The organism is Vibrio sp. 10N.261.46.E11, assembly GCF_041472735.1.
Classification (GTDB): domain Bacteria; phylum Pseudomonadota; class Gammaproteobacteria; order Enterobacterales; family Vibrionaceae; genus Vibrio.
On the sequence record NZ_JBFRQW010000046.1, the window covers coordinates 1 to 14,335 of the forward strand.

Below are 14,335 nucleotides of genomic sequence, written 5' to 3' on the forward strand. Positions count from 1 at the left end.
TGCTTAACTTACAAGCATTAGACCTCGTGGTCGACTTTTTTGTTTCTGAACATGATGAGCTAATTGTTAGTCATTCTTTGATTTAACGAATTGAGAGATCACTACAAAACAGAAAGCAACCAAGTTACCCGCGAAGATAATCACTAGCCATTGAGGCATTGAAAGTTCTAAGAACTGCCATACTACCTTGCTGCAGTCGCCGTAGGCTTCAAACATCCACGGAGCCCATTGGTTTAGAGGTGCCCAGCTAGGGAAGGTCACGAACAGGTCACAGGTAGCGAAAGGAGACGGGTTAAACTGGTAGTCAACGTGCTGCAAAGCAAGCATCAACCCTTTATACGCGCCCAACCCCCAACCAACTAGGCCTAGCCAGCGAGAGAGAGGATTATGCGGGGCAATAGCACCAATTATTGCTGCGATGCCGATAGCGAGCATTGCAACGCGCTCGTAAATACACATTACGCAAGGGCCAAGCATCATCACGTGCTGGAAGAAAAGAGCACATGCTTCAAAAAAGACAATAAAAGCCAGCAGTAAAAGCCAAGATAAACGTCCCTTAGAGAAGTCTTTGAGCATTGCAAAAAAGTTCACGAATTTAATCCTGTCAATAAAATAAAAAAGCCCTGATTACTCAGAGCTTTTTATCTTGGATAAGTTTCCTAATCAACTAATATTTTTGATTAGTTAGATGCACCTATTGTGTTTAGCGATAGAAATCCGGGTTAGTGGCCACCGGAGATAACTGGAGCTACCACTTCACCCGTACGGTGAATGATCCAACCTGCATCATAGAACCATGCTGTCATCGGTTCTACGAAGAACACAATACCGGCAAGGCCAACAAGTGCTAATACGAGAGTATATGGCAAAGCCATGATGACCATGCGGCCGTAAGACAGTCGAATTAACGGAGCAAGTGCTGACGTTAATAGGAATAGGAATGCAGCTTGGCCGTTTGGCGTAGCAACAGAAGGTAGGTTGGTACCTGTGTTGATAGCAACAGCAAGCAGATCAAATTGGTCGCGAGTGATGACGCCTTCAACCAGAGCTGTTTTAACTTCGTTGATGTAAACCGTACCGACGAATACGTTGTCTGAGACCATCGACAAGATACCGTTGGCTACGTAGAAGAGTGCGAGCTGTGCGCCTTTATCTTCAACGTGAAGTACAGCATCGATTACTGGCTTAAATAGAGCCTGGTCGATGATTACAGCAACAACCGCAAAAAAGACGGCAAGAAGTGCGGTAAATGGCAGTGCTTCTTCAAAAGCTTTACCCATCGAGTGCTCTTCAATTACACCTGTAAACGCTGTAGCTAAGATGATCACTGAAAGGCCAATCAAACCGACTTCAGCGACGTGAAGCGCAAGGCCAACAATAAGCCAAACTGCGATTGCACTCTGAACCCATAGTTTAGCTACATCTTGTTTTGTACGATTTGCGCGTTCTTTGTTGTCAAATTCAACTAAGATTTGGCGAACGTTATTTGGTAACTCTGCACCATAGCCAAACATTTTGAATTTTTCTACAAGTGCACAAGTTAGAATACCGCAGAAGAAAACAGGCAACGTTACTGGCAGCATACGGATGATAAATTCACCGAACTCCCAACCCGCTTGCTTAGCAATGACTAAGTTTTGTGGTTCACCTACCATGGTCATTACACCACCCAGAGCAGTACCAACACCGGCATGCATAAGCAGTGAGCGTAGGAATGCGCGGTAGTTTTCTAAGTCATCACGAGTTAGCTCAGAAATCTCTTCATCATGAGTATGATCGTGCGCAGACGTTGTGCCCTTGCCTGATGCAACTTTGTGGTAGATTGAGTAGAAGCCCACCGCAACGCTAATGACTACGGCGATTACTGTCAGCGCATCTAGGAAGGCCGACAAGAATGCTGCAGCGACACAGAACGCGACAGAGAGTAGAATTTTGGATTGGATACCGAGCAGGATCTTCGTGAAAATGAACAGAAGCAGTTCTTTCATGAAGTAGATGCCAGCAACCATGAATACGAGTAAGAGTAATACTGGAAGGTTTGCTTGTAGCTCATGATAAACCATTTCTGGTTTAGTCATGCCAATGGCGACGGCTTGAATTGCCAATAAACCACCCGGTTGGAGAGGGTAGCATTTTAGAGCCATAGCTAGAGTGAAAATAAACTCAACCACTAGTAGCCAGCCCGCAACAAATGGGTCTACTAGGAAAAAAACAACCGGGTTGATGATTAAAAAGGAAATGATGGCAAGTTTATACCAATCAGGAGCTTTACCAAGGAAGTTTTTGATAAAAGCGTTTCCGAGAGACATCGGCATGTTAATACTCTTTTATGTTGATTATGAATAGACAAGCAATACAACATTTTGAGAATCGAGTTGTAGGTTTAGTTAAAACCTATAACTAACAGTGACTTAGAAAAACTACATTCCATGTAATGTTCTGTGGTCTTGCCAAGTCACTCCCTTAGAAACTCAAGCACTGCTTATTTTTGAGCGCAACTCTACTCTTAGATAACATTTAGTCAACAGGAAAACCCCTGTAGCACTAAAAATACCTCTTTTTTGTTGAGAAACGCGATCAAAGTAGCGCAAGCATACCACTTAAAATGTGATAAAAACCGACTAGAATCAATATTTCAGCGAAATGATTAAAATTTACAGAATAACGACGGCTTATATATGATTATTACAACTTAATATTGCAAATTAATAGATTTGAAAATATGACCAATCTCATTGATTTTAAAAAGAATTTGTTGTGTTAATGGTTTGTTTAAATGATGGTTTGTAGTCGCTTGCTATCCAAACCTTGAGTGCAAACGCGTGCCGAACTTTAGAGTTTTAACTCTACTTGGGTTTTGAGTGCGTAAAATTTTTTGGGGGTATTTCCGCAGGGTGTTAACTAGTGGTATGATGAGTAAATTAGAACAAAATAATTAAATTGGATTGAAGTGTAGATGGTCATTAAGGCAAAGAGCCCGGCAGGATTTGCAGAAAAGTATATCATTGAAAGTATTTGGAATGGCCGTTTCGCTCCAGGTTCTATCTTGCCCGCAGAGCGTGAGCTTTCTGAGCTGATTGGTGTTACACGTACTACGCTTCGTGAAGTACTTCAGCGTCTTGCTCGTGATGGTTGGTTGACAATCCAACACGGTAAGCCAACTAAAGTTAATCAGTTTATGGAAACGTCAGGTCTTCATATCCTTGATACATTAATGACGTTGGACGTTGATAACGCAAGCAAAATGGTAGAAGACCTGCTTGCTGCTCGTACTAACATCAGCCCTATCTTTATGCGTTATGCATTCAAAGCAAATAAAGAGGCTTCAGAGCGTACGATTACTAACGTGATTGAATCTTGTGAATCTTTACTTGCGGCACCGACATGGGATGAATTCTTAGAATCGTCGCCATATGCTGACAAGATCAAACAATCGGTGAAAGAAGACGTAGAAAAAGATGAAGCGAAGCGTCAAACGATCTTAGTTGCTAAAACGTTTAACTTCTACGATTACATGCTTTTCCAACGTTTAGCATTCCATTCAGGTAACCAAATTTATGGCCTGATCTTCAACGGTGTTCGTAAATTGTACGACCGTGTTGGTAGCTACTACTTCTCTAACCCGGAAGCTCGTCGTTTAGCCATGGAATTCTACAAAAACTTGTTTGTTATTTGTGAAAGCGGCGAGCGTGAGAACTTACCACTTGTGATCCGCAACTACGGTATCGCAAGCGCACAGATTTGGAACGAGATGAAAACAACGTTGCCAACAAACTTTACTGAAGACGACAGCTAAGTCTTTTCATTTAAGTACGGCTAGGTTTACTTGTTAAGTAAATGACGTAAAGAACACAAAAAAGCGGCGAGATAATCAAATTATCTCGCCGCTTTTTATTTATCGATAGTTGGTGAAAACTTATCAATAAGCAGTAACTTACCCTGCAAACTCTTCTGAGTCTGGGCGGTTAGTAAACTGAACACCATTTAAGTAATCACAAAGTAATTGGTCTTCACACACTTTGTAGTTCTTATTTTCTGGCTTGCGGAAGTAAGCACCGATCTCGTATTTACTTAAGCTCACACCAACAACTTCTAGTACATCAAGCACATCTTCAGCTTTCATGTTTAGCGCGATGCGCAGTTTCATGAAAATCATATTGTTCGTTAGTGCAACTTCAGGTTTTGGCTGCTCACCTTCTTTCTTGCCACGCTTTAGGTTGATGAAACCATTTAGAAATACCGCTAACTCTTTGTCTTTCATCGTTGCGCATGACTTGTCGTCTTTTAGCCAGTTAATCACTTTATCGTGAGCAACGGTAACGTCAGCTTGTTCAATAGCTTTGATGATTTGTGCATTTTTAAGGTTTAGTGCGTGTTGAATACGACGCAAGATTTCATTGTTAGTCACAGGGTAGTCCTAAAAAGGTATCTGGGAGTGAATATGGCTCCGCTCAAATATATTGGATTTGATAAAGCACACTTTACTCTACATAGCATAGTTGAGGGCGACTCTAACAGAGAACGCTTATTTTCGGTAGATATAAAAAATCCCCAATGCTTATTAACTCATTCAAGTTAAAAGTGCATTAGGGATTTCGCTATGAGTGCTTGTTATCTGACTGAAGCCAGAATTACATTACACGCATACCAGGTTGAGCACCTTCGTGTGGCTCAAGGATCCACAGGTCGCTGCCACCAGGGCCCGCGGCTAGGATCATGCCTTCAGACATACCAAACTTCATCTTACGAGGTTTTAGGTTTGCAACCATTACGGTTAGCTTGCCTTCTAGCTCTTCAGGTTTGTATGCTGACTTGATGCCAGAGAATACTTGGCGAGTTTCACCACCGATGTCCAGTTGGAACTTCAGTAGTTTGTTCGCTTTTGGTACTTCTTCACATGAGATAATACGAGCAATACGCATATCGACTGCTGCAAAGGCATCGAACTCAATCTCGTCTTCGATTGGCTCTTTGTCTAGCTCAGTTTGGCTTGCTTGCTCTTTTTCAGCTTCTGCTTTTTCTTTCGCAGCTGCTTCTACGGCTGCATCTTCTTTAGAAGACTCGATCATCGCTTCCACTTTCTTCGGATCAATACGGCTAAACAGCGCTTTGAACTTAGTGATTTCGTGATCAGTTAGCGGAGTAGCGATCGCTTCCCACGTTAGCTCTTCGTTTAGGAAAGCTTCAGTGCGAGCCGCAAGCTCAGGCATCACAGGTTTCAGGTAAGCCATTAGTACGCGGAATAGGTTGATACCAACAGAAGAAACTTCTTGAAGCTCTTTCTCTTTACCTTCTTCTTTTGCAAGAACCCAAGGTGCTTTCTCATCGATGTACTGGTTAGCTTTGTCTGCTAGTGCAGTAATTTCACGGATAGCGCGGCTGAACTCACGAGTTTCGTATAGCTGACCGATACGCTCTGCAGCAGCAACGAATTCGTTGTAAAGCTCTGGTTCTGCAAATTCAGCAGAAAGCTTGCCTTCAAAACGCTTAGTGATGAAGCCAGCGTTACGCGAAGCTAGGTTAACAATCTTGTTTACTACGTCAGCGTTTACACGTTGAGTGAAGTCTTCAAGGTTAAGGTCTAAATCATCGATACGGCTGTTTAGCTTAGCTGCGTAGTAGTAACGTAGACACTCTGGGTCTAGGTGGTTTAGGTACGTGCTTGCTTTGATGAATGTACCTTTTGACTTAGACATTTTCGCGCCGTTTACAGTCACGTAACCGTGTACGAATACGTTGTTTGGCTTGCGGAAACCTGCGCCGTCTAGCATTGCAGGCCAGAATAGGCTGTGGAAGTAAACGATGTCTTTACCGATGAAGTGGTAAAGCTCAGTTGTGCTGTCTTTCTTCCAGTATTCGTCGAAGTTTAGATCGTCACGCTTGTCACATAGGTTCTTGAAAGAAGCCATGTAGCCAACAGGTGCGTCTAGCCATACGTAGAAGAACTTGTCTTTTTCGCCTGGGATTTCAAAGCCAAAGTAAGGTGCGTCACGTGAGATATCCCACTGTTGCAGGCCAGACTCGAACCATTCCTGCATTTTGTTTGCAGTTTCATTCTGTAGAGAGCCAGAACGAGTCCACTCTTTAAGCATGCTTTCGAACTGAGGTAGGTCGAAGAAGAAGTGCTCAGAGTCTTTCATTACTGGAGTTGCGCCAGAAACCGCTGATTTAGGGTTAATTAGCTCAGTTGGGCTGTATGTCTCACCACAGTTATCACAGTTATCACCATACTGGTCTTCTGACTTACACTTAGGGCAAGTACCTTTTACAAAACGGTCTGGAAGAAACATCTCTTTCTCAGGATCGAAAAGCTGAGAAATAGTACGGCTAGAAATGAAGCCGTTCTTTTTAAGTTCTAGGTAGATGTGAGAAGCTAGTTCACGGTTCTCTTCGCTATGTGTGCTGTGGTAGTTATCAAAGCTGATATCAAAGCCAGCGAAGTCTTTTTGGTGCTCTTCACTAACAGCAGCGATCATCTCTTCTGGTGTGATACCCATCTGTTGAGCTTTAAGCATAATTGGCGTGCCGTGAGCATCGTCAGCACAGATGAAGTTTACAGTGTTGCCACGTAGACGCTGGTATCGAACCCAGATATCAGCTTGGATATGCTCAAGCATATGACCAAGGTGAATAGAGCCGTTAGCGTACGGAAGCGCACAAGTTACCAAAAGTTGTCTTGGATCAGTTGCCATACTTAATTATTCGCTTTTTTGATAGGTATAAATTTTGAGAGGTAATACTACTTTATAACGTGTGATACGCCAAGTTATCAGACAAAGGATTCCCCTAGTTTTTTAGGGGTTCAGTCTTCATCTCGTGGGTGATAGCATAAATAAAAAAAGGAGCCCCAATGCGTAATTTTACTTCTAAGCAAGATTTCTGTTCATGGTTGAATGAGTTCGAGTCACCAATCCTCATACCAGAGTGGGCGCTACACCAAAATATTGTATCGGTTGATCCTCGTGGATCATTCGTTATTACTTTCCCCTTTGCTGCTAATCAGCTCTCGATTGAACTGCAACAGTGGATCCACTCCCAGATTGAACAGCAACTTGTTAGCGCTTTTCAGTTTGAAGTAAAAGTGAAGCCGTCTGCGCTAGAAACAACAGTCGCGACATCTTTGAAGGGCGTTAAGAACATTATCGCCGTGACGTCGGCAAAGGGTGGGGTGGGTAAATCGACTACTTCTGTAAACCTTGCGCTTGCGTTATCTAAGTCAGGTTCAAAAGTGGGCTTGTTGGATGCGGATATCTACGGTCCATCTGTGCCTATGATGCTTGGTCAGCTAGACGCAAAACCAGAAGTACAGAATAACAAATGGATGATGCCAATCGAAGCACATGGCATTTTTACGCATTCTATCGGCTATCTTGTGTCAAAAGACGATGCGGCAATTTGGCGTGGCCCAATGGCAGCTAAGGCGTTAGGCCAGCTTGTGAATGAAACCGTATGGCCAGAACTGGATTACCTTGTTATCGACATGCCACCAGGTACGGGTGATATTCAGCTAACGCTTTCGCAGCAGATCCCAGTAACGGGTGCGGTAGTCGTGACAACACCTCAAGATTTAGCTTTAGCCGATGCACGCAAAGGCGTGGCGATGTTTGATAAAGTGAGCGTGCCGGTTGCAGGCTTAGTGGAAAACATGAGCTACCATATCTGTAGTCACTGTGGCGAGAAAGAGCATATCTTCGGTGCTGGTGGTGCAGAAGCTATGTCGGAAGAATTCTACGTTGATATTTTGGCGCAAATCCCCCTGCACATTGATGTACGTGAAGACATTGATGCCGGCTGCCCAACCGTTATACGTCGTCCAGATAGTGAACACACGCGTCATTACTTAGAGCTTGCTGAGAACGTGGCTGCGAAAATGTTCTGGACGGGCAAGGCGAAACCTGAGGCGATTAACTTCTCGATGGTTGAATAGCACTGGCTGATCACAAAGCCGTGTAAATCATGTTTGGGTGAGATAAACAACGGTTAGATTAAGTGGATAGCCATAGGGCTTGTGCACATAGTTGTATTTAAGTTATTTGAAAGCAAACGATTGTTTTAAGTAAATGTATTGAGAACATCAATTTGACTGCAATTAGCTAACATCGCGACTAGAATCTATATGCTTTAGCCCCTATAATCAGGCGGTTTATCTCTTCCCACCATCAAACCATATCGGGTGAAAATTAATGTCTGATAATAATCAATGTGTCATCGTAGGTATCGCTGGCGCTTCAGCTTCAGGAAAAAGCCTGATCGCGAGTACGATTTATAATGAGCTGCGCGAAAAAGTAGGCGACCATCAAATTGGTGTTATCACGGAAGATTGCTATTACAGCGACCAAAGTCACTTGAGTATGGAAGAGCGAGTTAAAACTAACTACGATCACCCAAATGCACTGGATCATGACCTTTTATGCGAACATCTACAGCAGCTAATGAGTGGCCATGCCGTAGAAGTTCCTGAATACAGCTACACAGAGCACACACGTACTTCTGAAACGACTACACTTACTCCTAAGAAAGTGATCATTTTAGAAGGTATTCTGCTTCTGACAGACCCGCGTCTTCGTAAACTAATGCACGCAAGCGTGTTTATGGATACACCATTAGACATCTGTCTACTACGTCGTGTTAAGCGTGATGTAGAAGAGCGTGGTCGAACAATGGATACGGTACTTAAACAATACCAAGAAACAGTACGCCCAATGTTCATGCAGTTTATCGAGCCTTCAAAACAACATGCAGACATCATCGTTCCTCGTGGCGGTAAAAACCGTATTGCGATTGATGTGCTAAAAGCGCATATTGCGAAGTTGTTGAAGTCTTAATCGAATAAAATTTGCCTAAGTGACTCACTTAGCTTTATTTTTTACCGAATCAGTGGCACTTTTATAGTGCCACTTTCTTTTGGAATCTAAGCAAGGAATATGCGGATGAAGAAACTACTCATTTTCATAGCTGTACCAGTGTTTGTTGTCATTGCAGCAATTCTGGCACTAGTGCTGTTAGTGAATCCCAACCAATTTAAGCCATTAATTGTCGAACAAGCCCAAAAACACACAGGCCTAGAGCTCGTGATCGAGGGTGATATCAGTTGGCAATTTTTCCCATCTATTGGCTTCGAACTTGGTCAAACTGAATTACGTAACCCTGAAGGGTTCACTCAACCAAACCTGTTTAAGGTTGATACGGTTGGCGTTGATGTTTCGGTTACTCCGCTATTTAGCAACCAACTAGAGATCGGCAACATCACTCTAGACGGTGCAGAATTCTATTTAGAAACACTTAAAGATGGTCGCAAGAACATCGATGCGTTAACTCAAGCGTCAGCGCCTCAAGAGTCTGAACCAGCTGCAGATACCAATACTGAATCTGCTCCAGCGGCTGAAGAACAAAGCGCAACGGAAGCTTCTGGTTGGACGATTAACCTTGCAGGTGTCACTGTCTCAAACGCACTGTTTGAAATGGACGACAAGCAAGCAGGTTCATTCACTAAGCTATATGATGTGTCTTTTAACTTATCTGAGTTTGCCGTTGATACATGGACGACCGCGACGTTTGCGGCTTCTGGTGAAAACAACCAACAGAAGTTCTCTGCAAATGGCAGTGCTGAATTCAAATTAGCGGAAGGCTTTGCGAGCTACGCATTACGAAATATTGACCTTAATGCGAAGTTCAATGACCCAGCAACGTCGATCGAGTCAGCGAAGATAGGCTTAAATACGTTTGAGTTCGATAAGGTTAACCAACTGACTTATGCGGTTATTGGTAATGCTGCTGGTCTTGACCTTGATCTTAAAGGTGGCGGTGACTTAACTGTCGATAGCGCGATTTCAAAAGTGACACTGAATAAGCTAACGCTAGACTCAACATTCAAAGGTGACACGCTTCCGCAATCACCAATGAAAGTGGATATGTTGTCTGATTTGAGCTTTGACCTAACTAAGAGCCACTTGAGCTTCGTGTTAGAGAAGCTACAAGCAAACTCTATCGCACTAGATGGTAAAGCAGACGTAACCCTGTCTGAAATTCCAAAGGTTCGTTTCTCTCTTCATAGTCCAAACATCGACCTTGATGAGTTCTTAGGCCTAGGAAACACAACCGAAACGGCGAGCACGGCTCCTTCTGAGTCTGCTGGTGGTTCAACTTCAAATACTACAGCTTCTTCGACGCCAAGCTCAGGTAGCTCGACTTCAAGTTCAGATAACTCGGTTCCTGCGAAAGAAGTAGAACCTGACCTGTCAGCTCTGAAAACACTCGATGTGAAAGGTAATATCACAATCGATAAGTTCAAGGCGAACAACGCAAAAATGCAGAACGTGAAAACTGCGTTCTCAGTTAACCGTGGTATCGCAGATCTGACATCGTTTAACTCGAATCTTTACCAAGGCTCGATCTCGGCAACAGCACGATTAGATGCACGCAAGACGCCAGCGACTTACACGGCTAAGAAAAAGATTAAAGGTGTAAAAGTACAACCGTTACTGGTTGACGTAGCGAACAACGATACGCTGGAAGGTACCGGTAATATCGATGTTAACGTTAAAGGTAAGAGCTTGACGCCAATAGGAATCAAGAAGAACTTGGTTGGTACTATTGCGATTAACTTTGAAGATGGTGCGGTTAATGGCATCAACATCGCGCAACTGATTAGAGAAAACTACGCTAAGATCAAAGGCGAAAAAGTCGAAAGCAAAGACGAGTCTCAAAAGACAGATTTTAGTGCAATGAAAGCAACACTCAAGGTCGATAAAGGTTGGGTTTCAACGAATGACTTATCGGCACAATCGCCTCTTTTACGCGTGACAGGTCAAGGTAAAGCAAACTTCATCAATGAAACTGTCGACTTCCTGGTTCGCACGTCAATTGTTGGTTCGTTAGAAGGACAGGGCGGTAAGAGCATTGATGATCTGAAAGACGTGACTATCCCAATTAAGGTAACCGGCCAGTGGGCTGAACCAAAATTTGGGCTTGTTTTTGATGATGTGTTGAAACAGAAAGCTGAAAAAGAGATTGATCGCGGTATTAAGAAACTTGAAGAAAAATACGGTGACAAGATCAAAGATGAGAAAACTAGAGATGCAGTCAATGGTTTACTCAAAGGCTTGTTTAACTAATCGCTATTTTAAATAAATAGCATATAAAAAGCGCCATTCCTTATTGCGAGGAATGGCGCTTTTGTTTGGCTGCCGATAATACCCAAGAGAGATTCTCTATGGAGCTCGTCCTCGCACTAGGGAATGACGAGCATCGACAGATAGCTTCTAGCGTCGTCATCCTCGAGAGGGAAGAATGACCGAGTCGGGGATCTCTGGTTGAAGACTATTACCAGTCAACGCCTTGCAGCGCTTTTACACCAGATTCGAAAGCGTGTTTTACGTTACGCACTTCAGATACCGTATCTGCCATTTCTGTAAGAGTACGGTGCGCGCCACGGCCTGTAATGATCACTGATTGCATTTTAGGACGGTTATTCAGAGCTTCTACCACTTCATCCAATTCAATGTAGCCATAGCTCACCATGTACGTCAGCTCATCAAACAGAATCACATCAATCGACTCATCAGCTAGCATGCGTTGACACTCTTTCCATACGCGCTGTGCCGCTTCAATATCTTGAGCCTTGTTTTGAGTTTCCCAAGTAAAACCTGTACCCATCACTTGGAACTCGACATCGAGTTTTTGCAAAACGTTCTTTTCGCCGTTATCCCAAGTGCCTTTAACAAACTGAGCAACGGCACATTTCTTACCGTGACCGACTGCACGAGTAATGGTACCAAAGCCTGAAGTTGACTTGCCTTTACCGTTACCTGTAATAACAAGCAGTAGGCCTTTAACTTCCTGAGCTGCTGCAACACGTGCATCGACTTGCTCTTTTACTTTCTGTTGTCTTGCTTTATGGCGTTGTTCTTTGTTGTCTTCGGTCGACATAACAAATCCTTTTAAGTTGTGATTACGCCTATCATAGCCTAACTTAACGATAGCAAAAACCATCGGAAGAACAGGTGATTACGGATGAAAAAGATACTCGTGGTTTGTATGGGGAATATTTGTCGTTCGCCAACAGGTGAAGCGGTACTCAGAAAGAAAGCTCAGCAGATGGATATTAATGTAACGGTCGACTCTGCGGGGACGATTGGCTTCCATCAAGGCAACCCGCCAGACTCGCGTTCAAAATTAGCTGGAGAGAAGCGAGGCTACAGCTTTAAAGGGATTACTTCTCGTAAAGTGGTAGATAATGATTTTGAAGAGTTTGACCTGATACTCGCGGCAGACAAGGCGAACTTGGATGATTTAATGAGCCAATGCCCAGTGTACTTACAGTACAAGCTGGCACTATTTTTAAGCTTTGGCGAGTCACAGTATCAAGAGATACCCGACCCGTACTACGGGGAGGGAAATGGATTTGAGTTGGTTTTGGACTTAATCGAAGAGTCGAGCGAAGCGGTACTTCGTTCGATATAGTGTAGAGGCTGTGTTCTTGGTTGGGTGATAAAGTATCAAGGTTCATCGATATAAAAAAGGCCGACATCGAATGTCGGCCTTTTTATATCTAGCTTTAAGCTATGACTAAGCTTACTTAGACATTACTTTGTAGATTGGGTCTTCTGCAACGTTCGCTTCAACTAAGCTACCGGCTTTGTGCAGCATAGCAACACAGTCTTGGCTTAGGTGGCGAAGGTGAAGTGTTTTACCTAGTGCCGCATAACGGTCAGCAATCGTGTCGATCGCTTCAATAGCAGAGTGGTCAGTAACGCGTGAGTTTGCGAAATCAACGATAACATCTTGTGGATCGTTGGATGCGTCAAACAACTCAAGGAAGTTAGCGGTTGAACCGAAGAAGATTGGGCCGTTAACTTTGTACTCTTTTGAGCCTTCAGCGTTTACAGACGTATCTGCGTAGATGTGTTTAGCATGTTGCCAAGCAAACATTAGCGCTGAAGCTACAACACCCACACCAACAGCGACCGCAAGGTCCGTTAGTACTGTTACTAATGTAACCAGAACGATAACAAAGAAGTCTTGCTTAGGAACGCGACGCGCAAGCTTGAAGGTTGCCCATTCAAACGTACCGATAACAACCATGAACATCACGCCCACAAGTGCAGCTAGAGGAATCATTTCGATAAGCGCAGAGCCGAACAGAATGAACATCAGCAGTGCAACTGCCGCTACGATACCTGAAAGACGACCACGACCGCCTGAGTTTACGTTGATCATCGATTGACCGATCATCGCACAACCACCCATCGCACCGAATACAGAACACGTTACGTTAGCCATACCTTGACCAACACATTCACGGTTAGATTGGCCACGAGTGTTTGTCATTTCGTCTAGTACGGTTAGCGTTAGTAGTGATTCGATTAGACCAATCGCTGCAAGAATCACTGCGTAAGGTAGGATGATGTAGAGCGTTTCTAGGCTAAATGGTACTGCTGGTATAGAGAATGTTGGTAGAGAGCCCGCTAGTGTTGCTGCTTCGTCACCAGACATAGTGCGTAAGAAATCAACAACGGTACGAGTTTCTAGATCAAGGCCAACAACCAAAGCCGTTACGGTAACAATAGCAACCAATGACGATGGTACCGCTGTTGTTAGTTTAGGTAGGAAGTGGATGATAGCCATCGTCAGTGCTACAAGACCTAACATCAGTGTCATTTGACCGCTTGGTAACCAAGTTAGCGCACCTGTTACGTCTGGTGCTTTAAATTGTCCAAGCTGCGCTAAGAAGATAACGATCGCTAAACCGTTCACGAAACCAATCATTACTGGGTGCGGAACGATACGGATGAATTTACCTAGCTTAAATACACCCGCTGCAATTTGCAGAAGGCCAGCCAGCATAACTGCCGCAAAGAGGTATTGAACGCCGTGGGTTGCTACTAGGCTCACCATTACTACAGCCATTGCGCCAGTTGCACCAGAAATCATACCTGGACGACCGCCGAAGACAGAAGTGATTAAACCTACGATGAATGCTGCGTAAAGACCAACCATTGGGTCAACGCCTGCAACAAAGGCGAATGCTACGGCTTCAGGTACCAGAGCTAGGGCTACTGTAAGACCTGAAAGCACGTCATTTTTTACAGAGTGCTTTGAAAATTGTGGGAATTCGAACATGTTTGCTCAGCTATGCTTAAAATGGGTTTACCGACACGAGTGCATTGCGTAGCCAAACAGTGATGAAAAAGAGCGGCAATAGCTAAGTGTCGAAAATATAAGTGCGCGAATGCTACCCAAAAATGTGACTAAGTTCAAGGTTGAACCCCATTTTGAGTAATATATCTATTATAACTAATCGGAACTGTGGATATAAAAAAAGGTTCATCGCGGC

Annotated in this window: 11 protein-coding genes; 5 read left to right on the forward strand and 6 right to left on the reverse strand. The window is 43.7% G+C overall.

Annotation, left to right across the window (positions count from 1 at the left end):
• Positions 1-66 precede the first annotated feature (66 nt).
• Together dsbB and nhaB are read right to left on the reverse strand one after the other, a co-directional pair.
• On the reverse strand, positions 67-591 hold the full coding sequence (dsbB, locus tag AB4407_RS15330; protein WP_372121159.1) for a disulfide bond formation protein DsbB: 525 nt from the start codon (positions 589-591) through the stop codon (positions 67-69).
• 131 nt (positions 592-722) lie between these two features.
• Positions 723-2,315, reverse strand: a complete 1,593-nt coding sequence (gene nhaB, locus AB4407_RS15335; protein ID WP_372121160.1) for a Na(+)/H(+) antiporter NhaB — start codon at positions 2,313-2,315, stop codon at positions 723-725.
• A gap of 641 nt (positions 2,316-2,956) precedes the next feature.
• On the opposite strand from nhaB, the gene fadR reads away from it, so the two are divergent.
• On the forward strand, positions 2,957-3,796 hold the full coding sequence (gene fadR / locus AB4407_RS15340) for a fatty acid metabolism transcriptional regulator FadR (protein WP_372121161.1): 840 nt from the start codon (positions 2,957-2,959) through the stop codon (positions 3,794-3,796).
• Between the two features lie 138 nt (positions 3,797-3,934).
• On the opposite strand, the gene AB4407_RS15345 is transcribed toward fadR, so the two are convergent.
• Entirely contained in the window at positions 3,935-4,408 is a 474-nt protein-coding gene (locus tag AB4407_RS15345; RefSeq protein ID WP_372121162.1) for a DUF1456 family protein, read from the reverse strand.
• A gap of 223 nt (positions 4,409-4,631) precedes the next feature.
• The gene (metG, locus tag AB4407_RS15350; protein ID WP_372121163.1) at positions 4,632-6,692 is read right to left on the reverse strand and encodes a methionine--tRNA ligase; all 2,061 of its coding nucleotides are present in this window, start codon (positions 6,690-6,692) and stop codon (positions 4,632-4,634) included.
• Between the two features lie 158 nt (positions 6,693-6,850).
• Between metG and apbC the strand changes: the two genes are divergently transcribed.
• The 3 genes from apbC to AB4407_RS15365 all read left to right on the forward strand — a co-directional run bounded on the left by apbC (position 6,851) and on the right by AB4407_RS15365 (position 11,114).
• Positions 6,851-7,927, forward strand: a complete 1,077-nt coding sequence (gene apbC, locus AB4407_RS15355) for an iron-sulfur cluster carrier protein ApbC (RefSeq protein WP_372121164.1) — start codon at positions 6,851-6,853, stop codon at positions 7,925-7,927.
• Between the two features lie 256 nt (positions 7,928-8,183).
• Positions 8,184-8,825, forward strand: coding sequence for a uridine kinase (udk, locus tag AB4407_RS15360; RefSeq protein ID WP_372121165.1), 642 nt, complete (start codon positions 8,184-8,186; stop codon positions 8,823-8,825).
• A gap of 105 nt (positions 8,826-8,930) precedes the next feature.
• Positions 8,931-11,114 carry an AsmA family protein gene (locus AB4407_RS15365; RefSeq protein WP_372121166.1) on the forward strand — a complete coding sequence of 728 codons (2,184 nt, stop codon included), beginning with the start codon at positions 8,931-8,933 and terminating at the stop codon, positions 11,112-11,114.
• A 208-nt stretch (positions 11,115-11,322) separates the two neighbouring features.
• On the opposite strand, the gene cobO is transcribed toward AB4407_RS15365, so the two are convergent.
• Positions 11,323-11,928: a cob(I)yrinic acid a,c-diamide adenosyltransferase gene (gene cobO / locus AB4407_RS15370; protein WP_017054977.1), complete on the reverse strand. Its 606-nt coding sequence runs from the start codon at positions 11,926-11,928 to the stop codon at positions 11,323-11,325.
• An 84-nt stretch (positions 11,929-12,012) separates the two neighbouring features.
• On the opposite strand from cobO, the gene AB4407_RS15375 reads away from it, so the two are divergent.
• Positions 12,013-12,462 carry a low molecular weight protein-tyrosine-phosphatase gene (locus tag AB4407_RS15375; RefSeq protein ID WP_372121167.1) on the forward strand — a complete coding sequence of 150 codons (450 nt, stop codon included), beginning with the start codon at positions 12,013-12,015 and terminating at the stop codon, positions 12,460-12,462.
• Between the two features lie 111 nt (positions 12,463-12,573).
• Here the strand turns inward: AB4407_RS15375 and AB4407_RS15380 are convergent, their stop codons facing one another.
• Positions 12,574-14,121, reverse strand: a complete 1,548-nt coding sequence (locus tag AB4407_RS15380) for a SulP family inorganic anion transporter (RefSeq protein ID WP_372121168.1) — start codon at positions 14,119-14,121, stop codon at positions 12,574-12,576.
• Positions 14,122-14,335 lie beyond the last annotated feature (214 nt).

Excerpts from the sequence above, each read along its gene's own strand:
- nhaB (WP_372121160.1), bottom strand. The coding sequence starts at position 2,315 with ATGCCGATGTCTCTCGGAAACGCTTTTATCAAAAACTTCCTTGGTAAA.
- fadR (WP_372121161.1), top strand. The coding sequence starts at position 2,957 with ATGGTCATTAAGGCAAAGAGCCCGGCAGGATTTGCAGAAAAGTATATC.
- metG (WP_372121163.1), bottom strand. The coding sequence starts at position 6,692 with ATGGCAACTGATCCAAGACAACTTTTGGTAACTTGTGCGCTTCCGTAC.
- apbC (WP_372121164.1), top strand. The coding sequence starts at position 6,851 with ATGCGTAATTTTACTTCTAAGCAAGATTTCTGTTCATGGTTGAATGAG.
- udk (WP_372121165.1), top strand. The coding sequence starts at position 8,184 with ATGTCTGATAATAATCAATGTGTCATCGTAGGTATCGCTGGCGCTTCA.
- AB4407_RS15365 (WP_372121166.1), top strand. The coding sequence starts at position 8,931 with ATGAAGAAACTACTCATTTTCATAGCTGTACCAGTGTTTGTTGTCATT.
- cobO (WP_017054977.1), bottom strand. The coding sequence starts at position 11,928 with ATGTCGACCGAAGACAACAAAGAACAACGCCATAAAGCAAGACAACAG.
- AB4407_RS15375 (WP_372121167.1), top strand. The coding sequence starts at position 12,013 with ATGAAAAAGATACTCGTGGTTTGTATGGGGAATATTTGTCGTTCGCCA.
- AB4407_RS15380 (WP_372121168.1), bottom strand. The coding sequence starts at position 14,121 with ATGTTCGAATTCCCACAATTTTCAAAGCACTCTGTAAAAAATGACGTG.